Here is a 23,509-nt window from a genome sequence, read left to right as displayed (position 1 = left end):
GATTTCACTTGGCATTTCACGACAGAAGCGAGGAAGCGGTCGGCGGGGGCTGTCCGGCGCAAGCGCGGCAGCTGGCGATCTACGAGCAGCTCAAGCGGTCGGTCGACATCGGCTGCTCGCTGGCCGGCCTGCTGCTGCTGAGCCCGGTATTCGTCCTGATCGGGCTGCTGATCAAACTGGAGGATCCCCGCGGCACGGTGTTCTTCTACCAGACCCGCGTCGGCAAGGACGGCAAGCCGTTCCGCATGTACAAGTTCCGTTCCATGGTCTCGAACGCGGAAGAGAAGCTGAAGGAGCTGATGGCGCAGAACGAGGTGCAGGGGGCGATGTTCAAGATGAAGAACGATCCCCGCGTCACCCGCGTCGGCCGTTTCATCCGCAAGACGAGCATCGACGAGCTTCCCCAGCTGGTGAACGTGCTGCTCGGGGACATGTCCCTCGTCGGTCCAAGGCCGCCGCTGCCGCGCGAGGTGGCGGAATACACGCCGTACGACCGGCAGCGCCTGGACGTCACGCCCGGCTGCACCGGCCTGTGGCAGGTCAGCGGACGCAGCAGCCTGAGCTTCGAGCAGATGGTGGAGCTGGACCTGCGCTATGTGCGGGAACGCTCTCTCGGCATGGATTTCCGGATTCTGCTGCGGACGGTGAAGGTGCTGGCGGGCAGCAAGGACGCTTTCTAAACAACCCTACTGGAGGAGAACGGATATGGACAAGCAAGCAGCGATATACGTAGCGGGCCATCGCGGCCTGGCGGGATCGGCCATCTGGCGGGCGCTGGAGAGTAAGGGCTACCGCAATCTGATCGGCCGCACGAGCCGCGAGCTCGATCTCCGCGATCCGGTTCAAGTGGAAGCCTTCTTCGGCAGCCAGGCAATCGAGTATGTGTTTCTCGCGGCGGCCAAGGTCGGGGGCATCGTCGCCAACAACGATTTTTGCGGGGACTTCATCCGCGACAACCTGATGATCCAGACGAATGTCATCGAGGCTTCGCGCAGGCATGGCATCAAGAAGCTGCTGTTCCTCGGCTCGACCTGCATCTATCCGAAGCTGGCGCCTCAGCCGCTTCAGGAGGACAGCCTGCTGCGCGGCGATCTGGAGCCGACGAACGAGGCTTACGCGATCGCCAAGATCGCCGGGATCAAGATGTGCCAGGCGTACAACCGCCAATACGGCACGAAATTCATTTCCGCGATGCCGACCAATCTGTACGGGCCGAACGACAACTTCGACCTCGAAACGTCGCATGTGCTTCCGGCCTTGCTGCGCAAAATCCATGAGGCGAAGGAGACCGGCTCCTCGGAGGTGGAGATCTGGGGAACGGGAACGCCGCGCCGGGAATTCCTCCATTCGGACGATCTCGCCGACGCCTGCATCTTCCTGATGGAGAATTACGAAGGCGATGACATCGTGAACGTCGGCGTCGGGGACGACATCAGCATCCGCGAGCTGGCGGAGATGATCGCTTCGGTCGTCGGCTTTGAAGGCCGGCTGGCGTTCAACTCCTCGCGGCCGGACGGGACGCCGCGCAAGCTGGTCGACACCGGCCGCATCAACGGTCTCGGCTGGAGGGCGGGAACGCCGCTGCCGGAAGGCATCCGCAAGGTCTATGCCGCCTACCGCCAAGCGGAGCCGGCGCTGGGCTGACCGCCGAGGCGCCCTGCCGCACGGCCCGCCGCGGATCCGGGAGCTTGGCGGCCAGAGAGTTTGATCAACCGGGAGTGGAAGCAGCGCTCCGCCGCACAGAAGCGCGGGAGAAGCGCATGGCGGAGCGAACCGGCAGGCATGAACCGTACTGTCGCCGTCCGGAATGGACGGCTTAATCTAACAAACTATTGGGGGATGCGGAAGATGAAGAGAGCGCTAATTACAGGAGTAACCGGTCAAGACGGATCGTACCTGGCGGAGTTCCTGCTGTCCAAGGGCTACAAGGTGTACGGCATGCGCCGCCGCACGAGCACGCCCAATTACGAGAACGTGGAGCGGATCAAGAACAGCATCACGTGGCTGTCGGGCGACTTGACGGATCTGGCTTCGCTCATCGAAGCGGTGCGGGCTTCCGATCCCGACGAGGTGTACAACCTGGCGGCGCAATCGTTCGTGGCCGCATCGTGGCCGCAGCCTCTTGCGACGGCGCACCTGACCGCGATCGCGGTGACGAACATGCTGGAGGCGGTCCGCATCGTGAAGCCGTCGGCCCGGTTCTACCAGGCGTCCAGCAGCGAGATGTTCGGCAAGGTCGTCGAGACGCCGCAGAAGGAGACGACGCCGTTCTATCCGCGCAGCCCCTATGGAGTTGCCAAGGTCTACGGCCACTGGATCACGGTGAACTACCGCGAAAGCTTCGGCATGTTCGCCTGCTCCGGCATCCTCTTCAACCATGAGTCGCCGCGCCGCGGCGTGGAGTTCGTCACCCGCAAGGTGTCGGACGGCGTCGCCCGCATCAAGCTGGGCCTGGCGGCCGAGCTGCGGATGGGCAACCTGGATTCGCTCCGCGACTGGGGCTTCGCCGGCGACTATGTCAAGGCGATGTGGCTGATGCTGCAGCAGGACGAGCCGGATGATTTCGTCATCTCTACCGGCGAAATGCATTCGGTGCGGGAGCTGCTGGATGTCGCCTTCTCCCATGTCGGCCTGGACTACCGGGACTATGTCGTCATCGATCCCGAATTCGAGCGTCCGGCCGAAGTCGACCTGCTGCTGGGCGACTGCACGAAGGCGAAGGAGAAGCTCGGCTGGGAGCTGGAGGTCGGCTTCAAGCAGCTCATCACCATGATGGTCGATGAGGACCTCAAGCGGGTCGGCCTGGAGAATGCGTACCTTCATGCCATGAGCGTGAACGCTTAGGGGCTGCCATGAAGAAGAGGCAGCCGGCGGCAGCCGCTTCCGGCGCCGTCCTGGAGGGCGGGTTTCCGGAGCCGGCGGAACGCAAGTGGATCGAGAGGGGCATCCTGCTGTACCTGATCTTCGCGGCGATGGCTTATCTGCCCGAGGCGCTGAACGACATTCTGAACGCCAGAATCTCCTACGCCAAATTCTCCATCAACGAGCCGCTGTTCGGACTGAACATCCGGTACTTCAAGGACGCGATTCTGGTCCTGATGACCGCTGCGTTCTTCGCCCTGGATGCCCGGAAGGGGGAGCGCTATCGGCTTGCCAAATGGTATTTGCCGGTACTCCTGCTGATAGCTTACGGCACTTGCGTGCTCGTCTTCCGCGAAGCCGGCCTCAATGTGTACCAGGTCGCTGCGGGAGGGCGGTCGCTGCTGCTGATCGTGTTCTGCCTGAAGGCGGCGGCTTACGCGGGACGGCCCGCGTTCGTGCGCAGGCTGTGCCGCTGCGCAGGATGGCTGCTCGTCATCGAGTTCGCGGTTCTTGTCGCCCAGTATGTATTGTTCACGGGAAGGTTCGGGGTCGTCAATCCGTTCTCCCTGCGTCTGATCGGAACCTTCGGCGGCATCTCGATTTCGGGTTACATGGCGCTGGGCAGCTCCATTCTCCTCTATTCTTCGAGGGGACAGCTCGACAGAACGATGCAACGCCTGTCTCCGCTGCTGCAGCTGCTCTGCCTGGGCATCGCCGGCTTTTCGGGAACGCGTTCGGCCATTATCGGCTGCTTCCTCATCCTGTTCTTCCTGCTGGTGGAGAAAGCGTTCGGCGGCCGCAAGCTTCCGGGTAAAAGCCTGCTTATGCCGGCTGTCGTCTGCTTCTCCATGCTGGTGCTCACGGCGGGCATTCAGGCCGCGACGCTGATGGCGGACCGCGGGAGCATCGTGGAGGCCCAGGTCAAGGGAGGAAGAATCGACATGGTCACAGGCTTCTTCACAGACAATCCGCTCTCCGTCGTGCTGTTCGGCGACGGCATCGGGTACGGAACCAACAGCGGCGTGAACCTCAACAAGCAGCTTGACGTGGAGCTGGAGCACAAAATCATGGACGGCACCATCAACTCGATCCTGACCCAATACGGCTTGTTCGTCCTGTTTCTGCTGGCGGCGGCCGCGATCGCGGCGGCGCCCGCCGTGCTCCGCAGGCTGAAGGGACAGTCGATGCAGCTGTACGTGCTGCTCGTCGTCAATGTCGTGTTATGCATTTCAACCAACATCCTGGAGCAGTTCGTGTATTTGTTCCTGCTCGCCCTATCGGCGGCCGTATTGGCCCGCCGGAATCAACAAGCCGCCGCGGAAGAAGAGCCGTCCCAAGGGACAGAAGGCCTCCTCTCCCGCGGACGGATGAAGGAGAGTCTAACATGAAGCCGCTCGTGCTGCTGTCCGACGCATACGGGGGACATGGCGGCATCGCCAAGTTCAACCGGGATCTGCTGACCTCGCTCAGCTCTTATCCGGGACTGCGGGAGGCGACCGCGATTCCGCGGCTGATGCCGTTCCCGCCTGAGCCGATTCCGGCCAACTTGAACTACGTCACGGATGGGCTCGGAGGAAAGAGGCGTTATCTGAGCGCCGTGCTGCGCTCCGTCCTGGGCCGGGCGCGGAAGAGCGATCTCATCGTATGCGGCCATATCAATCTGCTGCCGTTCGCCGTCCTGGCCAAAAAGCTGACGGGCGCCAAGCTCGCCCTTGTCATTCACGGAATCGACGCCTGGGATCCCGTTGCCCGCAAGGGAACGAGCTATTCTCTGCACCAGGTCGATGCGGTCATCGCGGTGAGCAAGCTGACGCTGGACCGCTTTCAAGGCTGGGCAGGCCTAGAGAACGTACCCTCGTTCGTGCTTCCGAACTCCTTCGAGCCCGGGCTGTTCGTGCCGGGACCGGCCCCGGAGGCGCTTCTCGACCGGTACGGGCTGCAGCGGTCCGACCGCATCCTGATGACATTGGGCCGGCTTGCCGGCGAGCAGCGCCGCAAGGGCTTCGATGAAGTGCTCGAGGCGATGCCTTCCCTGCTGCAGGACGAGCCTTCTCTCAAATATCTCATCGTAGGAGACGGAGCCGACCGCGGCCGGCTGGAGCAGAAGGCCGCCAGGCTCGGCCTGGAGGAAGCCGTCGTGTTCACCGGCATGATCAAGGAGGAAGAAAAGGCGGACCATTACCGCTTGGCCGACGGCTTTGCCATGCCGAGCCACGGCGAGGGCTTCGGCATCGTGCTGCTGGAGGCGATGGCCTGCGGCATTCCCGTACTGGCAAGCAAGGCCGACGGCAGCAGCGAGGCGCTGATGCGCGGCAAGCTGGGCATCCTGGTGAATCCATCGGTTCCATCCGAGGTGGAGCTTGGCATCCGGCGGCTGCTGGCCAAGCCGAAAGGCGAGGTTCCGGAGGAGCTCGGCTATTTCTCGTTCGGCAATTACACGGCCCGGCTCCACGACATCCTGGATCGGCTGGGCAAGCCTGCGATTCCGCAGCAAGGCCGGGGTACGGGAAGGCGGCCTAGTTCCATTCACTGACAAGGGGGAAGCAAAGATGAAAATTCTGCATGTCATCGCGAATCTGGCCCCCCGTTACGGAGGGCCGGCCAAGGCCGGGCTGGAGATGGCCGCTGTGCTGGCGGCCAAAGGACATGAAGTGACGATTTTCACGACGAACCAGGACGGCGACGGCGTGCTCGACGTGCCCGTGGACACGCCCATCGTCAAAAACGGGGTGACGATCCGCTATTTCCCGGTCATCCAGCCTAAATTCTGGAGAACATCGCCGGCGATGGCGCTGGCGCTGAACAAGGAAATTCCGAAGTTCGACATCGTCCATATCCATTCGCTGTACCTGTTCCACGGCATGGCTGCCGGGCATTTCGCCCGCAAGCACGGCGTGCCTTACATCGTGCGTCCGCACGGCACGCTCGATCCGGTCATGTATGCCAGGCACCGCGGCCGCAAGCGGATCATGGAGACGCTGTTCGAGAACCGCAACATCAGGCTCGCCGACGCCCTCCACGCCCGTCGATCTGTACATCTCGACCGGCTTCGTCATGGAGACGCTGTCGATTGCTCCGGTCCATCCCGATATTCAGCTCATCAACGAATTGCCGCCGGGGCTGCCCCTGGTTCTGGCCAATCCCGCTCCCAAAAGCAAAAGCCCGGCTGGCCGCCGGGCTTTTGCTTTTGCTGCTTATTTGCCTTCGTTCTGTTCCTTGGCGATCTGCTCGTAGATAGCCGTCACGCGCTCCCACTCCGCATCGTCCTCGATGCCGACGAGGAAGGCTTCCTCTTCCTCTTCCTCGATGCGGAAGATGACGCCGTCCTCCTCCGGATCGTTGCGGTCGAGAAGCACGGCATACGCCTGGTTCTCGGATTCGAACGTATATACCATCACCATCTCGCGGTCGTTGCCCTCTTCATCCGTCACGAGAAAGACATGCTCTTCATGGTCATGGTCTTGGCCGCAGCCGCAGTTGTCGTCATGCTGATGCTCGCTCATCGTTATCCCTCACAATTCTGTCTGCCTTAAAGTACCTTCCGTATCGTATCACTTGTCCCGCTCCGGGTCAAACGGCTATCCGGCTGTAATGTTCTTCTCCGACACGACGCTCCAATCATCGTTCGGACTCAGGCGCAGCGCGAAGCGGATCGCATACGTTCCGGAGCTGTCGAAGCTGTATTTGATCTCCTTGGAGAGGTAGAAGAAATTGTCTTTCTTCGTCGCGCTTGTCGCGAGGACCGTCTCCTTGCCGGCAGGATCCATAATCGTGATCCGGAACGAGTCCACCTCCGCCGCTAGGCTGTCCACCTGGGCAAGCAGGCTGAACGAGGTCGTTCCTTTATTTTTGACATAGCCGAACGGACTGTTGTCTTTGTCGAACAGCACCATATGTACGTTGGGCTTGATGATGCTGGCCTTCTTGCTGCTGTCATCCCATACAACGAGAGCCTGCATCTTTTGCGCCACCTGACGCAGCGGCAAGTAAGTCTTGCCGTCCGACATGATTCCCGTCTCTTGGAGCTCGCTGCCGTTGAACATGACTTTCACGGCCTGGGTGGCCGAGTCCGCAAATATCATCGTTCCTCCCCAGAGAGCCATGGCAAGCGTAAGCACAAGGACTTTTTTTCCTTTCATTCGATCCCTCTTCCCGATTGTTCGTTACAGCTTTATACTCAGCCCGCAGGCCAAAGTTGCGCGGGTTTCGAGACTCCCCATGGCGATTCGGGACTATGGTCCCGAATCGCGAACGAAGCCGTCGCGGCAAGCGATTACCCGCCTGCCGCAAGCTGTCGCAACATGTAGAACGATGCGCTTCCCCGGGAAATGATCCGTCTATTTCCCGCTCAGCCGTACGTTCGCGTGAGCACGCACGGAACGCCTTTGCCAAGCGCTCCCGGCTGGCGCATCCGGTCCAGGTAGCGCATCCCCCGGCTGCAGGGGGTTTTGCATACGGCGCATGTATCGGACAGCACCAGCTTCATATTGACCTGCCTGCGGTCGCTTGCCGGCACTTTCTTTTTTGCCGCCTTCGATGAGCCGCCCTTGCCTTTGCTCATGATGTCATTCTCCTTCCGGGCGCCTGGGCGGGCGCTTCCCTGCTATCCTATGCAGGAGCCGGATGGTTGGCTCTCCTGAATCCCTATTCGGACGCAGCAAAAAAGCCGTCCCATAAGGACGGCTTCAATCGAATCGAAACGTCAGAAAAGGGGCAAATTGTCCAGTTTGTTGGTCGGATCCCCATCGGCGTCGCCGCGCAGATAATGGCCTCCGTCCCGCCCTTTGAACACATTCACTCCGGCAAGCCTGCCCTGCCCCGCTTCGGCAATCGCCTCGTCATAAGCGAGGATGCGCCCATTCTCGGTTTTGAACGACGTCAGATCGCCATCCCCGTTTTTTTGGACGGCCACAATCCGTTCCCTCGCCTGCTGTCCGCTGCTGTTGATTTCCATAATTGGACACGTTCCTTTCCGTTAGGTGATCTTCGGCATGCCATCCTAGCTTGCCCAGAGAGGGAGCTCTTTATAAAAGGGTGGCATTCCAAAGAAGGCATAAGGTATCATGGAAGCATGCAGCAGGAAGCTGTCCAACTACGAACGGAGGAAGGAACGCATGGTCGTTGTCTATATTCTATCCGCCTTGATGGTCGTCCTTATGGTATGGCTCCTGCTGGCCGTCACCAAAAAGGCGTACTCCAAAAAATGGGACGAGGAATAAAGATCCTCGTCCCTTTTTCTATCCTCATGACTTCTTCCAATCGCGTCCCCGGTCATGGGCATGAGGCGCAGCAAGCCGAGGCCTGTCCTCGTCTCCGTAGATCGAGGCCCGTACGGAATCGGGATACAGCGAGGCCCTTACGGAAGTAGCAAGAGGATCAAGCTCTTCCGCGGCGGATCGGCTGCCTCCGGCATCTTCTCCTGCGTGATGGATTCCGCTGCAGCCTGCCGATGCGGCCAAAAGCAGCGCGGCGGCAAGCTGCATGAGCAGCTTCTTCCCTATTTGTCCCCTGCGATATGTCCTCGTTGCCATGTCCAGCCTCCTCGGTATTTCCTTCCTATAAGGAAAGTATGCACCGGGAATGGAGGCTTCAACCGCTGTCCTCCGCTTTACTTGTCCTCCCTCGGAGGTCCGTCCAGCTTGCGCTGCCAGACATAGACTTCATCATGACGGGTGGAATCATGGCGGATGAGCCTGGCGAGCGGAACGACCGCAGCCGTGATCAGCGCCCCCAGGCCAAGCAGCCATACCGCCAGGTGAGCCGTCCAGATGGCCATCTCCCCTCACTCCTTTCCCGAAACGGATTGAACCGCTTCCCGCGTCTGCTTGAACAGCTGATGGCCGTATATCGCCATGGCGCCAGCGACAAGCCCTTCCAGGGCATTATGCAGCGTCCAGCCCTGCAAAGCCATCGCCAGAACGACGGCAAGCGCAGTCACGACGTAAACGATCGACCAGTCGGGGATTTGCGGCGTCCCCTTGAGAATCATGCCGATGACCCAGCATGCGGCAACGACGATGGCCAAGCCCGGGTCTAGAACCTCCGACAGCGAATCCAACGACATGGCGGTCACCCCCTATTTCTTCGACAAGCTACTATATGAAGCGGTGAGCCTCTTCATGACTTCGAATTGAAGCGGAACAAGCACAAAAAAAGCCAGCCGCTGGCATGCGGCTGGCTTGATCGATATTCTAGGCGCCTCGCTTAACGGCGGTCCGCCGCCCGCAGCGCTGCGGCGATTCCGCTCCAGAACTCGGTTGTGCGCTGAATATTGGCCGGGTTGTCCCCGGACTGCGCGGCTGCGGGCCCGAATTCGGCCATGAACCAGTCCGGAGCCGCCAGCATGGCGGCCAAGGCATCAAGCTTCTCGTTTTGGGAGCGGATGACAGCGGCCTGCTCCAGGCTGATGCGGCGCAGCGAGTCCCTGCTATGTTCAAGCTCGACAACTTTAAGCTGCAGATGCTGCAGCGCATGGCGATCATCTGTACTCATCATCTCTCTCAACCTCCTGTCAAGTATTAATAAACAGGAGGCAGGACCTAGAAGCATGCTTCAAAATCCCGGCCCAGAACCCGTGTCACGGGCAGGAACGATTGGGATCGTAGTCGAGTCCTCTGAATATGAACCTCGTCATATCCTCCACCAACGCTTCCCTTTCTTCTGTCCCGTACGAAATCAGGTCCTTCCAATAAGGGGATGAGCTGTTGTTCAGAAGCAGCGCCTGCACGCAGCTGAGCGCCGTATCCAGAGAACGGTAACGGAACAAGCCTTGCCTGCCGCCTTCTTCGATGAAGGTGCGAAGGTTTCTCCAGATCGGCATGCTCCATTCCCGGATCAGTTGGCTCCGCTCGCTTTCCGTCCATTTCTCGATCTGGATGATGCGGGAAATATCCGGATTGTCCAGCCTGTGCGCGATCACCTCGCGGATGAAGGTCCTCAGGCCTTCATCGGGCGCCTGATGAGGCTGCGAGAGCAAGGAAGCGAGCGCCGGAGACATCTCCAGGCTCCGGAACACTTCCTCGAACATCGCTTCCTTTCCACCGAAATAATAAGATACGAGAGCCGGGTTCGCCCCTGCGCCTTCGCAGATCTGACGGACGGATGTCCCTTCATAGCCTTGCCTGGCGAACAGGCAGCGGGCGGAGGCAAGCAGCCTTTCCCGGATAGACGTCTCCTCGCTCACGGCTCTCATCTCCTCTTAGGCTTGATTCTTCATCGAAGCTGCTGCCGATGCCGGCTCCGCCGCCTTATGAAGCGGTCGCCGGCGATGCTTCGGCTTGACGCGCTGTTTCCTTGCGCACAGCGACTCCCGCTGCGCTGATGACGATTGCGGCGGCGCCGATCGCGACGAGCAGCCACGAAGCCTTGCCGGTTCCCGCGCCGCCGAACAGCAGGTTCATGCAGCTCTGTACCGCATAGGTTGCCGGCAGGAAATCGCCGAGACGGCTGTAGAAGCCGGACAGCAGCTCGCGCGGAACCATGGCGCCGGACGTGACGAGCTGCACGGACAACAGCAGGATATTGAACAGCATGCCGGGCATTCCCAGCACGACCAGGAACATCTGGGATACGAACATGAAGACGGCGACGAACAATGCCTGGAAGCCCCACTGTGCCAGGAAGCCGTGGCCATGCTGGCCTCCGAGAGAGAACAGCATGATCGTTCCGATCAGGGATACGAGAATCGCGGCTGCGAAATTGAGAGCGAATCGGGATTGCAGACGGTGCCATTTGCCCATTCCCTCCCTGCGCAGCATCATCGATGCCTGCTCGAAGTTCATGCCCATGATCATCGCTCCGACGTAAGAAGCCAGGACGAGCATCATCGGAACCATCTGGTTGTTCATGCCTTTGACCGGATTGACCGATTGGATGTCGGCGACAACCCGCTGCCCCAGCCCGGCCGCTGCGGTTTTCGCCAGCTCCCCAGGCGCATTCAGCTGCTCAAGCAGGCCGGCAGTTCCCATTTGAACGGCCTGTCCATTGACTGCTCCTGCAATTCCGCCTGCCGCCGAGGTCATGATGCTTTTGATGAGAGCGGGGTTCGATTCGTTGACCGTAAATTTCAGCTCGGCCTTGTCCTGAAGCGAGGTCGCTTTTTTGGTGAAGTCGGGGGGAATGGTGACCAGCATCTGCAGTTCGCGGGCGTTAAGCCGCTCCATGCCCTCTTCGGCCGATCCCAGCGAGATCAGATGGAAGGCCGACTGGGCTTCCAGCGACTCGACCACTTTGGCGCCGAGGCCGCTGTCCTCGTTGACGATGCCGACGCTGAGATTGCCTGCCCGGTCATTGACGCCCTTGTAAGCCGTCATCCAGATGCTCGAGAAAATGACCTGGAACAAAACAGCCGTCACGATTCCGACGATCGTCATCGGCTTTCTTAAAAACAGAGTGATCCCTCTCCACATGCCTATATGCCCTCCCAGGCTATCTGTATTTAAACACTTGTTTAAAACAAATGTTTAAACGAAGTTTATCTCCTTTATCTTTAAGTTGTCAATAAATTTTCAAGCCGCTTCAATTAAAGCGGTTTCGGCGGGCATGAAAAAAAGGCGCCTCCCCCTGGCTTCCTCATGATGGAAGTCTGGTTCAGGCGCCCCTTCGGCGTGCTGTGTTTGGCTGGCGGCGTGGACGAGATTAGTCGCTGACGAGGATGCCCTGGAAGCTTTCGGGGCCGACGCGCACCGTGCCGAGCAGGTTGGAGGAGACAAATGCGGTGTACGTGAGCTGGGGTGTAATGGGAGGGAGATAATCCGCAGCCGTGAAGGTGATGATTTGCGGAGCGAGAACGGTAAGCTCGAATGTGGAAGTGGCGGAAAAGATGACCGGATCCGTGATCGCGGTTCCGCGAACGACCGTAATCGTAATTCCGACAAGCGCGAGCGGCAGCGTGACGGTCATCGTTCCCGTGAAGATGGCCCGCGGGTTGGCGCCCGCGCCCGCAGTGATCAATCCCAGCTGCGCCCACAGCTGAGGGGTGTTCAGAACCGTGATCGGAATGGCGATCGAACCGGCGGTGCTGGCGTTCTGGGATGTTCGTGCATCAAGGAAAGTAGACATGTTCGTGCACCTCCTTTCTCCGGCGAAGAATACTATACTATATTCGCAGATTGATAGATTGTGAGAGGGAATGCGCCTTTTAATGGAAGAGACGGAGGCTTACATAATCATGGGTGCTTCTGCCAATAATACCCGCATCAATTTGAAAAGGGAGTTTTTGGTATGGATCATGTTCAGCTCGCCCGTTCTCTATTCGGCTCTTCCATGGCCTTCCACATCATCTTCGCGACGCTCGGCGTCGGCCTTCCCCTGATGATCATCGCGGCGGAGGTGCTGTTCCAGCTCCGCAAGGATTCGGACTACGCCACCATGGCCCGCAGATGGACCAAAGGTTTTGCCATCCTGCTCGGCGTCGCGATCCCTTCGGGAACGATTGTCGGCGTCATGCTCGCCCTGCTCTGGCCCGGCTTCATGGAAATCGTGGGGCAAGTGATTTCGCTGCCTTTCCAGATCGAGATCTGGGCCTTCTTCCTGGAAGCCCTGTTCATGTCCATATACGTTTATGCCGCAGACAGGCTGAGTCCATGGATGAGAATCGTCAGCGTTGTTTTCGTGGCTGTCGGAGCTACGGGCTCCGCCGTCCTCATCACCGATGCGCATGCCTGGATGAATACGCCGCGAGGATTCACGATTGCAGACGGCAAAATTACGAATGTGCATCCGTGGGCGGCGGTTTTCAACCCCAGCTTTTTCAACACGGCGCTCCATGTTTCCTTATCCGGCTACATGACAGGCGCATTCGCGATCGCTTCGATCGCAGCCTGGAAGCTGCTCTCCCGGAACCGGGAGCCGCGCGAGACGGCTTATCACCGCAAAGGCCTCATGCTTGCACTCGTCATCGGCGGCGTAATGTCGCTTGCCACCGCCTTGAACGGCCATAGTACGGCTCAAATGCTTCATCAATACGAGCCAGAGAAGCTGGCCGCAGCGGAGGGGCTGTTCGAAACGCAGGCTTATGCCCCTCTCGCCATCGGAGGAATCGTCGACAAGGAAAGCAGAGAGATCAAAGGCGCCATCGAGATTCCCGGAGCGCTGAGCTTTTTGGCCGGCAACCGCTTCGATACGGTCGTCAAAGGCTTGAATGAGTTCCCGGTGGAAAATTGGCCGCCGCTATTCGTGCATACCCTATTCAATCTGATGGTCATGCTCGGATCGTTGCTGATCGTAATTTCCTTCGGGGCGCTGTTCTACCGCTGGAGAAAAAAACGCCCCCTCCCCGGCTGGATGCTGAGGGTGCTCGTCCTGACCGGGCCGATGTCTCTGATCGGCATCGAGACCGGCTGGATCTTCAGCTGCAGCGCCCGGCAGCCATGGACGATCTACCATATCCAGCGCACGGCCGAAGCCGCAACCGCGTCGCAGAATCTCGGAACGCTGTTCATCCTCTTCATCGGACTGTATGTGATGCTGATGTGCATCACCATCCTGGTGCTGTGGTCTTATTTCAAGCGCAATCCGGTCCATGCCGAGCTGACGGTCAAGCATATGGGGCATAGCGGCCGATGAGCGATTCCAGCCTGGGCATCCTGCTGATCTGGATATTCGTATTCGCGTATTCCATACTCGGCTCGATCGATTTCGGCGCCGGCTTCTGGTCGATGGTGTTTGCCGGCCGGCAAGGGAGCACGGCGGCGGATATCGCCAACCGCTACCTGTCCCCGACCTGGAAGGTCACCAACGTCTTTCTCGTCCTGCTCGTCGTCGCCTTCGTCGGTTTTTTCCCGTTCGCGATGCCGATGCTCAGCTCCCTGCTCGTCGTGCCGGTCTGTCTCGTGCTGCTGCTGCTTGCGCTGCGGAGCACCTTCATGGTCTACTCGCAAATGTCGGCCAAATATGTGGCCCAGCTTCGGATCGTCTCGGGGGTGACGGGCCTGCTCATTCCCGGCCTGCTCATTACCGTGCTTCCGGTTACCCTTGGAGGGTTCGTGGAGCTCCGGGAAGGCCATCTTCAGGTTCTTGCCGACAAGCTGCTGACCAGCCGTACCCTCTATGCCCATCTCGGCTTCGGGATCGCAAGCGAGCTGTTCCTGTCCGCCGTATTTCTGGCCGATTACGCCCGGGAATCGGAAGACCGCCAAGCGTACGGCATCTACCGCAATATTGCGATGACCATCGGCCCGTTGACTCTCCTGACCGGCATGCTGGCCGCTGTCGCCATGAATCCGGAAGCCCAGTGGATTGTCGAGAGAATGAAGGAGCAGTGGATCTGGTTCGCGTTGTCCGCGCTGTTCTTCGTCGCCGGGTACAGCGCTTTATGGTGGAAAGGAAGAGGCGGCTGGACGGGTGTTCCCCGCGCTGCCGTCGTGCTGGTCATCATCCAATACGCCATGGCCAGCTTCGGCTACGGCAGCGCCCATCTTCCTTATCTGATCTACCCGCATATGACGGTGGAGCAGGGCTTCACGAACCACGCCATGTTCGTGTCGCTGCTGGCAGGCTACAGCGTGAGCACACTGGTTCTCGTCCCGGTGTTCATCTGGTTCTGGCTGCTGTTCCTCAAGGACAAGCGTTACTTGAAGCCTTGAGAAGGAAGGCATGGAAAAAGAGGCTTGCGGCTGCAAGCCTCTTTCCTGATGAGCCTTTGATTCATAAGATGCTGCACTTCTACCGAATGAAGGTCTGATCAAGATGAGCTTCATCTTTGATCAAGATTTCGTTGATGACGTTCACACGAACATTGATTTTCTGCTCCAGTTTTGGAAACCATTTTGATTTCCAATTCTTGATCTGCTCTTCAGTCAACTGCGGACGATACATAACCCCGATGCCTAGAACATCCGACCGGTAGCCTTTTATTTTTTTTAGGGTCATTTCAAAGTTCCGATTCAGTTGATCCCTGACCTCTTTCTCAATTTGCACATTGCTTTTACCGCTCGGGCTTTCAGCAATGACCACATCGAGCGTAATATCCGTTGCCAGCGATGGCCCTTTATCCGACCAATGGCGATGATGCTTTATTTTGGATTGTTTGATCAGAACGCTCGTATTCTCCGCAATCTCGATCGTTCCGCCGGAATAGTTTCCTTTGAATAAATTGTACAGAAACGTCTCTTCCCGGTTCAGCTTTCCGACCATGCGGTCCTCCCGCATGACAGCCGTTCCTTTAAAGGTGTAGATGGTGCGCTCGCCATTCTGAAGAAGCGGTACGGCCATATCTTCGGAATAGGAATTCTGGCTGCGATAGGCTTCCCATATGGTTACCAGCGATTGATTTGGCGTCCATCCTGCTTCTTTGCTGAAAAAATCATAGGTCGATATTTCAGGTGTCGGCGAAATGACGTGATAAAGCGTCTTGTCAAAATCTGCATCCACAATCGCGATCATTCCTTTTATGGAAATATCGTTTGCTCTTACGGCATAATCGATAATATCCCGAATTCCATCGTCGACAACCTTCCGATCAAACAACATCAGCCTTAAATGCACCAGATTAATGCTTTTTTCGGAATCGGTGCGAATGAGGTCGATCGCTTTGCTGATGGATTTCGCCTCCTTTTCCAAAAACTGAATTTTTCCGGCCGCATCGGGGATTTCCAGAATAATCTTATATTTTTCCTTGCTTCCCTTCCCGATTCCCATAACGACAGGAAGATAAGCCTTATTGATATCTTTCATATCCCAACATCCTTCCAGCAAAACCATCATTCCCATGATGACGGCAATGATCTTCACCCTGAAGCTTTTCACGCGCGAGCCTCCTTTCTGCGCCACTTTGTCGACAGGTAAACGATGATTGGAAAACCTATGGTGGAATACAAGCATAAGCAGGAGTTGATGTACAGAAATTTATCGAGAGCTTTTGCATTTGGGATCCACTGGCAAGCGGCATACAGAAACAGGCATACAACGGCCAGGATCCATCGGCTTTTCGCCTTAGGCAAATAGAGCTGTTTCAGCATAGTCATCAGCATCGAGAGCAAAACAGCAACCTTTATTAATCCCAGTCCGCTGGAAGACACGACATAAAAACTCGGAAGCCAGTCAAAAACGACCCATTCCAAATCGACGGTATCCGAAGCCATGAGCATCGGATATTGAAAATGAATCGCCGTTTCCTGTCCGAAAATGAGCAAAGGGACGTAGACGGCGGTCAGCGCAAACAGGAAGATAACTCCGACCAGCGCAGCAGCAGTGCCAAAACGGATCCTCAAATGGGACGGAGTCATGCCAAGAAACAGAAAACCCGCGAAAATAACAGTCCCCACATAAAAATCCGGCCGCCACAGGAAAGAAAACTGGCTATCCCAGACCGGAAAAATATAGCGGACATTAAAATTGCCTATGCTGATCAGCATGGAGAAAAGAATGAAAGGCATGAACAAAATAAACCATCCCATACTCGCCCGGATCATTACGCTGAGTCCCTTCCAGGCTCCGTAGAAACAGAGGGCGACAAAAATGGCCGATGTAGCGTATGTAGGTGTTTTCGGGAGCAGAACGGTTCGGATCTCTACAGACAGATAATAAGTCAGCAGGACTACTTCCAGGAATAAAAAAACCAACAGCGGGAGCACGATCAGCCTGGCCCCCCATTTTCCGGCTGCATCCGAGCAAAGATCCAGGATCGTTTTCCCAGGAAATTTGGACAGGGCCTTCAGGTAGAGCCTCACGACAAGCAGCTCAACCAAAAAAATGATCGCAACCGGCATCCAGTGTCCTTTGGAGGCGGAAACCATCATTCGCTCGGGAAAAATGGCGAATATGGAAGCCAAATGCAGCAGGAAGAAAAGGATGATCGTCGGGAATTTATTCATCAGCCGTCTTTCCCTTCACACTCCAGCTCAAGTAAGGCACCGTACAGGTCGTCAACGACGCGAAGTAAAGAATGACCCAAACTAGGGCAGCCTCTAAACCCCAAATGCCGAAAATGGAACTGACCACCAGCACCACATACTTGTACAGCCTTACTCCGACCGCATTCATGTAGCTCGTCAAGGCAAAATTCGAAATGGCAGACGCCACCAAAATAATAATAAGCAGATTGCTGACCAGCTTGGCCTGTACGATCGCCTGTCCCAGCAGGATGCCGCCGATCATCGTTATGGTCGGACCAATGTTTTTGGGCAGCCGTATGGTCGCTTCTACGATCAACTCCAGCAGCAATAAAACCAGCAGCGCTTCAATGAGCGATGGATACGGTACGCCCTCCCTGCTCTTGGCTACGGTGATGGCCAGCTGGATGCGGAGAAGCTCTGGGTTCACGGAGTTGAGAACAACATATAAGCCTGGAAGCGTGACGGATAACAATAAGGATGCGCCGCGAATGGTTCGGAGAAACTGTTGAAACAGAAGCGGGTATTGGACATCCAGGGTGGTGGACCACAAATCAGAGACGATTGCTGGAAATGCGAAAGCAAAGGAAAATTGGTCCATTAAAATAACCACTTTTCCATTGAGCAGATTTTGCACCGTCTCCTCGGGCAACTCGGAGGAAATATAGGTTGGAATAAGAGTGAATTTAGGATGCCCCAAAATTTGGGTCAAGTCCCGTACGGTGGTAAGCTCATGATGGGCATTTTCCTCCAGCTTTTTCTCCACCGATTCAATTACTTCCGGAAGCGTTGTTCCTTTTAAATACACAAGGGCGATTTTCTTTATCGATTGGCTGCCGACGGATCGAGTTTCGATCACCAATTGGTCCGAAATCATTTTTTTTCGGATCAGCCCGATATTGGTATCCAGATCTTCCGTAAAGGCATCAAATGCCGACTGCAGGGGATTTTCGCTGTTGGGACTCATGACCGGCCTGGAAAGTTCCGCATGTTCAGGTTCAATAACGGCGACAAATCCCTCTTGGCCAAGAAGGATAAGCTTTCCTCGCAGCAAATGATTGTACAACTCATTCAACGAGACGGGAGCATCGACCTCCATTGAATGAATGGAATTCCATTTCAAGTCATTCTTTCTATCGATGCCGATCTGATTTAGAATCGACAGCGTCTTCGGAAGGTTGACTAGAGTACGGAAATAATAGGCTTTGAATTTCTCTCCTGCAATGACAACGTGCTTGCAAAGAAAATCCGATCTTTGATGAAAACGCTCCTGCAGCCCGCTCTCCAAGCTTTGAACAATTTCCGGATCAAAATGCTGCAAAATTTACCACCTCTTTGGAGGTATTATGCCGGTTTTCCAACTTCTTTATGCAATTGGCTCTTGCTTTTCCTGTGCGTATGAAGCGCGGACGGTTAAAGGGCATGAAGGTCTCGGAGACATCAGAAAAAAATGTACAATCGAGGATGTGCTCATGCTTCAAGAATAAAGGCCGCAACAACAGCTGCGGCCTTTACCTCTTCTAGTGATTTTAGTGAAGCTTGCCTATTCGGGCCGTTTTACTTGAAGAGGCGGTGGAATCAGCCAGCCTTTTTCTTTATTCATTTCCAAGATTTTCACGCCATCGGCTGCTTTGACGGTGTGGTATTTCAAAAACAAAGCGCCGACGTCTTCACGAATGGACATTCCCATCGCCTGGCTGCAACTGACTAAGCCTGCAGCAATGTCCATCGACAATGCAGCTGCAATCTCTGGATCACTGAATCTTGCCCCGACGGGGATATCCTCCAGATTAACGGGAGGGCGCTCAGGAAGAGCAGGTGCAGGTGCGATGCCGTTTGCTGTCAATAAAACATCCACTTCTTTGGCTTCCTTCTTTGCCTGTTCGATAAGGTTTTCAAGTATTTTCCTCAGATCTTTGTCTCCAGCATGCGAAAGGAAGGCTTGATAGGCCGAGACCATTCCTTTCGCACCTACAGAGTAGGTCCAAATTGCAAATATCTCTCCGTAATGCAAGGGCTCATCTTTCGGGTTCCCGCCTAAAATAGACATTTCCATGCTCCTTTTTAGCAAATTGATATCGACGGTTAAGATGGTTCCCTCTGGATATAGCTTGTATGCATCCCTATCATCCCAGCTTTTAGCTGTCGTTTTCGAATCGTTCGGCATCAACATGGCAACAAATTTCCATTTACCGCGTAGTTATTAACAAAGGAGATGATTCGGGTGGGGTATCTTTTAGGCGGCTTATTTTTACTGGGGTTGGGAATCGTAAACGTCATTTATCCTTCGTTTGCTTGGTACATAAGAGAGGGATGGAAAGTAGACGGGGATTCAGAGCCAAGCGACATGTATCTCGCTCTCTCCAAAGCAGGTGGCGTGGCAATTATCCTCTTCGGATCCATATTTCTGCTTATTGGATTTGCCTACTTATTATAAGATCCGCCTGGCCTTACGCAGGCTGTCATCACGCTGACCCTCTGCGGCCGGTCCGGCAAGCAGCACGCAGCATAGCTCGCACTAAATTCAGTACGCTAATTCTCCGTAGAAAGCAAAAAACCCTTGCTCCGCAAGGGTTTTTCAGTATGATCTGTAGTGGGCTCGAACCACTGACCCCCACCCTGTCAAGATGGTGCTCTCCCAGCTGAGCTAACAGATCATGTTAAGTATTTCTCTTTTGTTTTTCGACCTCGTCTCGAGGACAGTTATTAATATATCAAAACCCCAGATCACAGTCAACACTTTTTCTAGATATTTTTATTTTTCTTTTAGGGAGCGTTTACATCTTCTCTCCACCGAAACCATTGCCCCTTCCGTGTCGTCAGCATTTACAAAATGGAAGTTTTTTCATGGGGGGCTTGCTCGATATGATTTCGAAACGTACAAGGGCGGCCGCGGCCCTGCTTTGGGCTCTTGTGCTGCTGATCTTTACCGGCACCGAAAACCTCAACAATCTGCTCTTGCACAAGCAGCTCGTCTTTGTCTTCAATCCCCACCCGGATTTCGGCGAATTTTTCAACTGGGCCGACGTTACCCGCATTCATCACGTCTGGGTCATCGTCAAGCTGGGCCATTTCATCGGCTTCGGCATTCTTGATCTGCTCGTATACAACTGGCTGCGCAACCGGCCCGTCTCGCTTCTTGTGTCCATTTTGTTCGCCTTGGCGACTGAAATCCTGCAGCTATATCTGAACCGCGACGGCCGCCTTTACGATGTGCTCATTGATTCCTTTGGAGCCCTGACAGCCGGACTCGTCTCCCGCTCTCTATTCCGACTGCATCCGATCTCTGCACCAATAAAAAAGCAATAGTCATATTCAATCAACATTCTGTTTCAATGCAATTAGATCGGTTAATATTGAATATGCGATATGTTAAATTTTAGGTATAAATTTGTCCGTAAGTTCGACATCTTATTGATCTTTTAATGAATAGGAGAATGAACAATGTCGAATAAACATGAAATCATGAGAAATATCGAAATATTGAGAGAAATTTTGAACAAAACGGCTACGGGAAAATCCGGATACAATCTGGAGCTTAGCCAACGCCTGGATGAATTGATTGTTTCCTATTATAAAGCCGGGTAAACGGTCCCGTTATCGTCATATAGTTGTATTTTTATCAGCAGTTGGCAAAGAACTCTTCTATCCGGGATCTTTTTATGATACGATTTGTATCATTAAAAGATCCTTGCTTAGGAGCTGCCCATGCTGCTGTTTCGTATGCTCACCACTCTCGCCCATTTTGAAGCGGCCCTTGCGGCCAAAGCTTCCGTCGCCGTATACCGCAACGGCAGACTTTTGGAGCCCGGCGCTCCTTTGCAGCTGTTCAATGAGCATACCGTCAAGATCCGGGGGAACTATTATTTCCGGGACGAATGCCAGTTCGAGAGCTGCCAGCAGGTACGGCCCGCTTCCTCGGAGGCATCCGAAACCGGTTGAGCTTCCGACCGGCACAAATAACCGCCTCCTGCCGGAGGCGGTTATTATCGTATAAACTCAAGCCTGTTTTTTCCGGTCGACCAGCCACAGCGGAATTCTCAGCACCATGTTGATGAGAAGCACCACGATGAGCAGGACAGCCGCAGACTTGCTTGCGATCTCGGCCGCATCCGGAACGATAGCCTCCGACTGTACATACCAGAGATGCACGGCAAGAGTCGCTCCGGGAGACAACGGATCGAAATCCCACATGATGCCGGAGGTCGATACGCCTGCCACAAGGACGATCACGGCGCTTTCGCCGAATGCCCTGCCCGCCGTCAGGCAAATGCCGGTCATGATGCCGTTCAGAGCGACCGGAAGACATACCTTGAAGATGGTCTGGGTATGCGTCGCCCCGAGTGCGAGCGAACCCTGCTTGTATTCCGGCGGAACGGAGCGCATCGCCTCTTCCGTCACCCTTGTCAGGAGCGGCAGATTGAGCAGCGCCAGGCTGATCGCTCCGCCAAGGATGGTCAGACCGATTCCCATTCCCTCGACGAACAGGGCGATGCCGAACAGCCCGAAAATCAACGAGGGCACGGAGGCTAGCCCCTCCACGCAAATCCGCACGAATCCGATCAGCTTGTTGTCCGGGGCGAATTCGGCCAGATAGATGCCTGCCGCGAGCCCGAGCGGGATGGAGATGGCGAGCGACAGGATCAGAATATAGAAGGAGTTGAACAGCGCCGGCCCAATGCCGCCTCCGGCATCGATCTCGCTCGGCAGCCCGAAGATGAAGCTCCAGCTGAGGCCGGGCATGCCCTTTTCCAGAATCATGGCGATCAGAGCAAGCGTAAACAGCGTGCAGCCGATGCCGACGGCCCACACGAGAGCGGTGAACATCCGGTCCGATCTGCGCTTGCGCCTGACCTGCCTGCGGTCCGACATTCCAGTTGCGGACATGCTCATCCTAATTCTCCCCTTTCTTCTGCAGCAGGCGCACGACCGCGATCATCAGCAGCGAGATGGCCAGCAGCAGGAAGCCCATCATGTAGAGGGCGTTGTTCCAGGTCGAATCGAAGGGCACGTTCGGCATCTGCATGACGATGTTGCTCGTCAGCACGGATGTCGGCTTCAGCAGGCTGTCGGCCAGCTGCGGCGTGTTGCCGATGACCATGACGACGGCCATCGTCTCGCCGATGGCGCGGGCCATGCCGAGAATGCACGCCTGGACGATGCCGCGGCTCGCAGCGGGCAGGATGACGCCGGTCACGGTCTGAAAGCGGGTCGCTCCCAGAGCGTACGAGCCCTGAATATATTTGCGGGGAACGGTGCGGATCGCATCGTCGCTGATGCGGGTTATGGTCGGCAGGATCATGACGGCCAGCACCAGCGAGGCCGCCAGCACCCCATCCCCGAGATTGCTCCCCGTCACGGTGCGCAGCGCCGGAATGAGCAGCGTAAGCCCCATGTATCCGTAGACGACGGATGGGATGCCGACGAGCAGATCCAGGATCGGACGGATTACCCGGGCCAGTCTGGACGGAGCGAGCTCGGCAAGGAACAATGCCGCCAGAATAGATATAGGCACCGCGATCGCCAGCGTAAGGGCGGTAACCATGAAGGTGCCCGCGATGAAGACGAGCGCTCCGTACTTGTCGTTCTCCGGTTCCCACTCGGCGGACAGGAAAAACTCCCGCAAGGAGACGCTTTGGAAGGTCAGCACGCCGGTGCGGAACATGAAGAAGAGCATCGTCAGCAGGACGCCGCTCACGAGTACAGCCGCTGCCGCGCACAGTATGCGGAAGGAGCGATGGGCAAGCCGCAGACGCATCCTGCGACCGATGCCTGCAGGCACTCCGCCGGATTGCTGCCGGGCGGGTGCGGAAATGGATTTGCTCATAGGAAGGGCCGGTCCTTTCTGGCCGTATAATGGATGCCCAAAAGCCGAGCTTCAGCTCGGCTTCGGACTTTGTTCAAGAATCGAAGAGAGGATGAATCTTATTTCATGGCCGTAAGCGGAATGAATTTAAGCTTTTTCAGCGAGCCGTTCTGGAACTTCGCGCTTTGGATGTACTCGATGAATGCTTTCGTCGCGCCTGTAGGCTGGCCTTTGGTCATGAAGTAGCCGTAGCTCCATACTTTGTAGCTTCCGTTGATGACGTTGTCGGTCGTAGGAGCGACGTTGTCGATTTTCAGAGCCGTCATTTTGTCCGTCACGTATACAAGGTCGATGTATCCGATGGAGTTGGGAGTCGTTTCGATGGCGGTTTTCATGTCGCCGCTCGATTTGACTTCTTTGTAATTGTCGCCTTTGGTGATGAAGTCCGTGCCTTGCAGGGCTTTCATCTGGAAGTTGACGCGCGTGCCGGAACCGAATGCACGGTTGACGACGACGATGTCGGCATCCTTGCCGCCTACGTCTTTCCAGTTTTTCACTTTGCCGGAGAAGATGTCCTGCAGCTGCTTGGTCGTCAGTCCGCTTACGCCTGCGCTCTTGTTGGCGATCGCTGCGAAGGGAATGACCGCTACCTTGTTCGCTACCTGGCCGTCGAATTTGCTGAAGCCCGGAACGTCCGTGGAAGCGTCCCAGTCGCAGGCGCCGATGTCGGCGATGCCTTTGCGCACGGCTTGCGGACCCGTTACGGAGCCTGCTGCCGATGCGGAGATGCGGACTTTCGGATTCAGCTTTTTGAATTCATTGGAGGCTTGAAGCGTCAGCGGAAGCAGAGCGGAGGATCCGTTGACGACGATTTTGCCGCTCAGCTTGGAGGCTGCGGCCGTAGCCGCGCCGCCGCCTGCCGCACCAAGCAGAAGTGTTGCCGCGAGTGTAAGAGTCGTAAGTTTTCCATACCATTTCATTGTGTAAAATCTCCTCTCGTATTGGGGGA

The 23,509-nt window shown here is 56.3% G+C and carries 30 protein-coding genes, 1 tRNA gene and 1 pseudogene; 13 read left to right on the top strand and 19 right to left on the bottom strand.

The genetic code is table 11. From position 1 onward, the window contains the following. Positions 1-8: 8 nt before the first annotated feature. The 6 genes and pseudogenes from BN871_RS01225 to BN871_RS28745 all read left to right on the top strand — a co-directional run. Positions 9-680, top strand: coding sequence for a sugar transferase (locus BN871_RS01225; protein ID WP_021879275.1), 672 nt, complete (start codon positions 9-11; stop codon positions 678-680). 25 nt (positions 681-705) lie between these two features. Further along, positions 706-1,644 (top strand): GDP-L-fucose synthase, encoded by a 939-nt coding sequence (locus tag BN871_RS01220; protein ID WP_021879274.1) that lies wholly within the window; start codon positions 706-708, stop codon positions 1,642-1,644. 204 nt (positions 1,645-1,848) lie between these two features. Beyond that, entirely contained in the window at positions 1,849-2,844 is a 996-nt protein-coding gene (gene gmd / locus BN871_RS01215; RefSeq protein WP_048743853.1) for a GDP-mannose 4,6-dehydratase, read from the top strand. Positions 2,845-2,852: 8 nt separating this feature from the next. Continuing rightward, a complete protein-coding gene (locus tag BN871_RS28135; RefSeq protein ID WP_048743850.1) occupies positions 2,853-4,250 on the top strand; it encodes a hypothetical protein in 1,398 nt (465 codons plus the stop codon). Beyond that, complete coding sequence (locus tag BN871_RS01205; protein WP_048743848.1) at positions 4,247-5,395, top strand: glycosyltransferase family 4 protein; 1,149 nt, start codon at positions 4,247-4,249, stop codon at positions 5,393-5,395. Before BN871_RS28135 ends, BN871_RS01205 begins: the two co-directional genes overlap by 4 nt. 16 nt (positions 5,396-5,411) lie before the next feature. Then, positions 5,412-5,876 (top strand): annotated as a pseudogene (locus tag BN871_RS28745) (glycosyltransferase); the annotation flags it as partial. Positions 5,877-6,056: 180 nt separating this feature from the next. On the opposite strand, the gene BN871_RS28130 reads toward BN871_RS28745, so the two are convergent. The 4 genes from BN871_RS28130 to BN871_RS01185 all read right to left on the bottom strand — a co-directional run bounded on the left by BN871_RS28130 (position 6,057) and on the right by BN871_RS01185 (position 7,816). Continuing rightward, complete coding sequence (locus BN871_RS28130) at positions 6,057-6,365, bottom strand: DUF1292 domain-containing protein (protein ID WP_049867624.1); 309 nt, start codon at positions 6,363-6,365, stop codon at positions 6,057-6,059. A gap of 75 nt (positions 6,366-6,440) precedes the next feature. Continuing rightward, on the bottom strand, positions 6,441-7,001 hold the full coding sequence (locus BN871_RS01195; RefSeq protein ID WP_021877185.1) for a stalk domain-containing protein: 561 nt from the start codon (positions 6,999-7,001) through the stop codon (positions 6,441-6,443). A gap of 209 nt (positions 7,002-7,210) precedes the next feature. Continuing rightward, on the bottom strand, positions 7,211-7,423 hold the full coding sequence (locus BN871_RS01190) for a hypothetical protein (RefSeq protein ID WP_021877184.1): 213 nt from the start codon (positions 7,421-7,423) through the stop codon (positions 7,211-7,213). A gap of 141 nt (positions 7,424-7,564) precedes the next feature. Continuing rightward, complete coding sequence (locus BN871_RS01185) at positions 7,565-7,816, bottom strand: DUF3892 domain-containing protein (protein ID WP_048743844.1); 252 nt, start codon at positions 7,814-7,816, stop codon at positions 7,565-7,567. 109 nt (positions 7,817-7,925) lie between these two features. Here BN871_RS01185 and BN871_RS27320 point away from each other — a divergent pair, with 109 nt between their 5' ends. Further along, positions 7,926-8,081: a hypothetical protein gene (locus tag BN871_RS27320; RefSeq protein ID WP_021877182.1), complete on the top strand. Its 156-nt coding sequence runs from the start codon at positions 7,926-7,928 to the stop codon at positions 8,079-8,081. 24 nt (positions 8,082-8,105) lie between these two features. Here BN871_RS27320 and BN871_RS01180 read toward each other — a convergent pair whose 3' ends face one another. The 7 genes from BN871_RS01180 to BN871_RS01155 form a co-directional block, all read right to left on the bottom strand. After that, positions 8,106-8,393 carry a hypothetical protein gene (locus BN871_RS01180; protein WP_048743842.1) on the bottom strand — a complete coding sequence of 96 codons (288 nt, stop codon included), beginning with the start codon at positions 8,391-8,393 and terminating at the stop codon, positions 8,106-8,108. 77 nt (positions 8,394-8,470) lie between these two features. Beyond that, positions 8,471-8,638: a hypothetical protein gene (locus BN871_RS27315; protein WP_021877180.1), complete on the bottom strand. Its 168-nt coding sequence runs from the start codon at positions 8,636-8,638 to the stop codon at positions 8,471-8,473. A 6-nt stretch (positions 8,639-8,644) separates the two neighbouring features. Continuing rightward, positions 8,645-8,926 carry a phage holin family protein gene (locus BN871_RS01175; protein ID WP_021877179.1) on the bottom strand — a complete coding sequence of 94 codons (282 nt, stop codon included), beginning with the start codon at positions 8,924-8,926 and terminating at the stop codon, positions 8,645-8,647. Between the two features lie 140 nt (positions 8,927-9,066). Beyond that, positions 9,067-9,357, bottom strand: a complete 291-nt coding sequence (locus tag BN871_RS01170; protein ID WP_048743840.1) for a hypothetical protein — start codon at positions 9,355-9,357, stop codon at positions 9,067-9,069. 82 nt (positions 9,358-9,439) lie between these two features. Next, entirely contained in the window at positions 9,440-10,045 is a 606-nt protein-coding gene (locus tag BN871_RS01165) for a TetR/AcrR family transcriptional regulator (protein ID WP_048743838.1), read from the bottom strand. A 64-nt stretch (positions 10,046-10,109) separates the two neighbouring features. Beyond that, positions 10,110-11,270: a YhgE/Pip domain-containing protein gene (locus BN871_RS01160; protein WP_048743837.1), complete on the bottom strand. Its 1,161-nt coding sequence runs from the start codon at positions 11,268-11,270 to the stop codon at positions 10,110-10,112. Positions 11,271-11,499: 229 nt separating this feature from the next. Next, positions 11,500-11,922, bottom strand: a complete 423-nt coding sequence (locus tag BN871_RS01155; RefSeq protein ID WP_048743835.1) for a hypothetical protein — start codon at positions 11,920-11,922, stop codon at positions 11,500-11,502. A gap of 162 nt (positions 11,923-12,084) precedes the next feature. On the opposite strand from BN871_RS01155, the gene BN871_RS01150 reads away from it, so the two are divergent. Together BN871_RS01150 and BN871_RS01145 are read left to right on the top strand one after the other, a co-directional pair. Then, a complete protein-coding gene (locus tag BN871_RS01150) occupies positions 12,085-13,428 on the top strand; it encodes a cytochrome ubiquinol oxidase subunit I (protein ID WP_021877173.1) in 1,344 nt (447 codons plus the stop codon). Beyond that, positions 13,425-14,447 (top strand): cytochrome d ubiquinol oxidase subunit II, encoded by a 1,023-nt coding sequence (locus BN871_RS01145; RefSeq protein ID WP_048743833.1) that lies wholly within the window; start codon positions 13,425-13,427, stop codon positions 14,445-14,447. Before BN871_RS01150 ends, BN871_RS01145 begins: the two co-directional genes overlap by 4 nt. 79 nt (positions 14,448-14,526) lie before the next feature. On the opposite strand, the gene BN871_RS01140 is transcribed toward BN871_RS01145, so the two are convergent. The 4 genes from BN871_RS01140 to BN871_RS01125 all read right to left on the bottom strand — a co-directional run bounded on the left by BN871_RS01140 (position 14,527) and on the right by BN871_RS01125 (position 18,744). Then, positions 14,527-15,609, bottom strand: coding sequence for a Ger(x)C family spore germination protein (locus BN871_RS01140; RefSeq protein ID WP_048743831.1), 1,083 nt, complete (start codon positions 15,607-15,609; stop codon positions 14,527-14,529). Further along, the gene (locus BN871_RS01135; RefSeq protein ID WP_048743828.1) at positions 15,606-16,676 is read right to left on the bottom strand and encodes a GerAB/ArcD/ProY family transporter; all 1,071 of its coding nucleotides are present in this window, start codon (positions 16,674-16,676) and stop codon (positions 15,606-15,608) included. The genes BN871_RS01140 and BN871_RS01135 overlap by 4 nt, the downstream gene beginning before the upstream one ends. Continuing rightward, positions 16,669-18,015: a spore germination protein gene (locus BN871_RS01130; protein WP_048743826.1), complete on the bottom strand. Its 1,347-nt coding sequence runs from the start codon at positions 18,013-18,015 to the stop codon at positions 16,669-16,671. Before BN871_RS01130 ends, BN871_RS01135 begins: the two co-directional genes overlap by 8 nt. A gap of 222 nt (positions 18,016-18,237) precedes the next feature. Further along, positions 18,238-18,744, bottom strand: a complete 507-nt coding sequence (locus tag BN871_RS01125; RefSeq protein WP_048743895.1) for a DUF3231 family protein — start codon at positions 18,742-18,744, stop codon at positions 18,238-18,240. 165 nt (positions 18,745-18,909) lie between these two features. Between BN871_RS01125 and BN871_RS29825 the strand changes: the two genes are divergently transcribed. Beyond that, a complete protein-coding gene (locus BN871_RS29825; RefSeq protein ID WP_048743823.1) occupies positions 18,910-19,131 on the top strand; it encodes a DUF6199 family natural product biosynthesis protein in 222 nt (73 codons plus the stop codon). A gap of 147 nt (positions 19,132-19,278) precedes the next feature. Here BN871_RS29825 and BN871_RS01115 read toward each other — a convergent pair. Further along, positions 19,279-19,351, bottom strand: a tRNA-Val gene (locus BN871_RS01115). Between the two features lie 208 nt (positions 19,352-19,559). On the opposite strand from BN871_RS01115, the gene BN871_RS01110 reads away from it, so the two are divergent. The 3 genes from BN871_RS01110 (at position 19,560) to BN871_RS01105 (ending at position 20,636) form a co-directional block, all read left to right on the top strand. Then, positions 19,560-20,003 carry a VanZ family protein gene (locus BN871_RS01110; protein ID WP_164762994.1) on the top strand — a complete coding sequence of 148 codons (444 nt, stop codon included), beginning with the start codon at positions 19,560-19,562 and terminating at the stop codon, positions 20,001-20,003. A 135-nt stretch (positions 20,004-20,138) separates the two neighbouring features. Next, a complete protein-coding gene (locus BN871_RS26430) occupies positions 20,139-20,282 on the top strand; it encodes an aspartyl-phosphate phosphatase Spo0E family protein (RefSeq protein WP_021877166.1) in 144 nt (47 codons plus the stop codon). Positions 20,283-20,402: 120 nt separating this feature from the next. Continuing rightward, positions 20,403-20,636, top strand: a complete 234-nt coding sequence (locus BN871_RS01105; protein WP_021877165.1) for a hypothetical protein — start codon at positions 20,403-20,405, stop codon at positions 20,634-20,636. Between the two features lie 57 nt (positions 20,637-20,693). Here the strand turns inward: BN871_RS01105 and pstA are convergent, their stop codons facing one another. The 3 genes from pstA to BN871_RS01090 form a co-directional block, all read right to left on the bottom strand. Beyond that, entirely contained in the window at positions 20,694-21,587 is an 894-nt protein-coding gene (gene pstA, locus BN871_RS01100) for a phosphate ABC transporter permease PstA (protein ID WP_048743819.1), read from the bottom strand. Position 21,588: 1 nt separating this feature from the next. Continuing rightward, the gene (pstC, locus tag BN871_RS01095) at positions 21,589-22,521 is read right to left on the bottom strand and encodes a phosphate ABC transporter permease subunit PstC (RefSeq protein WP_021877163.1); all 933 of its coding nucleotides are present in this window, start codon (positions 22,519-22,521) and stop codon (positions 21,589-21,591) included. 98 nt (positions 22,522-22,619) lie between these two features. Continuing rightward, complete coding sequence (locus BN871_RS01090) at positions 22,620-23,480, bottom strand: phosphate ABC transporter substrate-binding protein (RefSeq protein WP_021877162.1); 861 nt, start codon at positions 23,478-23,480, stop codon at positions 22,620-22,622. Positions 23,481-23,509: the final 29 nt, after the last annotated feature.

Origin of the sequence: Paenibacillus sp. P22, from assembly GCF_000469945.2 — a bacterium.
In the GTDB taxonomy this organism is placed as follows: Bacteria; Bacillota; Bacilli; order Paenibacillales; family Paenibacillaceae; genus Paenibacillus_O; species Paenibacillus_O humicus.
Note: the sequence above shows the minus strand (reverse complement) of the source record. Positions and strands in the feature narration are given on the sequence as shown.

Coding starts and splice junctions, on each gene's coding strand:
- BN871_RS29825 (WP_048743823.1), top strand. CDS start 18,910: ATGATTCGGGTGGGGTATCTTTTAGGCGGCTTATTTTTACTGGGGTTG.
- BN871_RS01175 (WP_021877179.1), bottom strand. CDS start 8,926: ATGTCGTTGGATTCGCTGTCGGAGGTTCTAGACCCGGGCTTGGCCATC.
- BN871_RS01220 (WP_021879274.1), top strand. CDS start 706: ATGGACAAGCAAGCAGCGATATACGTAGCGGGCCATCGCGGCCTGGCG.
- BN871_RS01190 (WP_021877184.1), bottom strand. CDS start 7,423: ATGAGCAAAGGCAAGGGCGGCTCATCGAAGGCGGCAAAAAAGAAAGTG.
- BN871_RS01105 (WP_021877165.1), top strand. CDS start 20,403: ATGCTGCTGTTTCGTATGCTCACCACTCTCGCCCATTTTGAAGCGGCC.
- BN871_RS27315 (WP_021877180.1), bottom strand. CDS start 8,638: ATGGCCATCTGGACGGCTCACCTGGCGGTATGGCTGCTTGGCCTGGGG.
- BN871_RS01185 (WP_048743844.1), bottom strand. CDS start 7,816: ATGGAAATCAACAGCAGCGGACAGCAGGCGAGGGAACGGATTGTGGCC.
- BN871_RS01155 (WP_048743835.1), bottom strand. CDS start 11,922: ATGTCTACTTTCCTTGATGCACGAACATCCCAGAACGCCAGCACCGCC.
- BN871_RS01090 (WP_021877162.1), bottom strand. CDS start 23,480: ATGAAATGGTATGGAAAACTTACGACTCTTACACTCGCGGCAACACTT.
- BN871_RS01125 (WP_048743895.1), bottom strand. CDS start 18,744: ATGTCTATTTTAGGCGGGAACCCGAAAGATGAGCCCTTGCATTACGGA.
- BN871_RS28130 (WP_049867624.1), bottom strand. CDS start 6,365: ATGAGCGAGCATCAGCATGACGACAACTGCGGCTGCGGCCAAGACCAT.
- BN871_RS26430 (WP_021877166.1), top strand. CDS start 20,139: ATGTCGAATAAACATGAAATCATGAGAAATATCGAAATATTGAGAGAA.
- BN871_RS01110 (WP_164762994.1), top strand. CDS start 19,560: ATGATTTCGAAACGTACAAGGGCGGCCGCGGCCCTGCTTTGGGCTCTT.
- BN871_RS27320 (WP_021877182.1), top strand. CDS start 7,926: ATGGAAGCATGCAGCAGGAAGCTGTCCAACTACGAACGGAGGAAGGAA.
- BN871_RS01170 (WP_048743840.1), bottom strand. CDS start 9,357: ATGATGAGTACAGATGATCGCCATGCGCTGCAGCATCTGCAGCTTAAA.
- BN871_RS01195 (WP_021877185.1), bottom strand. CDS start 7,001: ATGAAAGGAAAAAAAGTCCTTGTGCTTACGCTTGCCATGGCTCTCTGG.
- BN871_RS01150 (WP_021877173.1), top strand. CDS start 12,085: ATGGATCATGTTCAGCTCGCCCGTTCTCTATTCGGCTCTTCCATGGCC.
- BN871_RS28135 (WP_048743850.1), top strand. CDS start 2,853: ATGAAGAAGAGGCAGCCGGCGGCAGCCGCTTCCGGCGCCGTCCTGGAG.
- BN871_RS01180 (WP_048743842.1), bottom strand. CDS start 8,393: ATGGCAACGAGGACATATCGCAGGGGACAAATAGGGAAGAAGCTGCTC.
- BN871_RS01135 (WP_048743828.1), bottom strand. CDS start 16,676: ATGAATAAATTCCCGACGATCATCCTTTTCTTCCTGCTGCATTTGGCT.
- BN871_RS01205 (WP_048743848.1), top strand. CDS start 4,247: ATGAAGCCGCTCGTGCTGCTGTCCGACGCATACGGGGGACATGGCGGC.
- pstA (WP_048743819.1), bottom strand. CDS start 21,587: ATGAGCATGTCCGCAACTGGAATGTCGGACCGCAGGCAGGTCAGGCGC.
- BN871_RS01145 (WP_048743833.1), top strand. CDS start 13,425: ATGAGCGATTCCAGCCTGGGCATCCTGCTGATCTGGATATTCGTATTC.
- pstC (WP_021877163.1), bottom strand. CDS start 22,521: ATGAGCAAATCCATTTCCGCACCCGCCCGGCAGCAATCCGGCGGAGTG.
- BN871_RS01160 (WP_048743837.1), bottom strand. CDS start 11,270: ATGTGGAGAGGGATCACTCTGTTTTTAAGAAAGCCGATGACGATCGTC.
- gmd (WP_048743853.1), top strand. CDS start 1,849: ATGAAGAGAGCGCTAATTACAGGAGTAACCGGTCAAGACGGATCGTAC.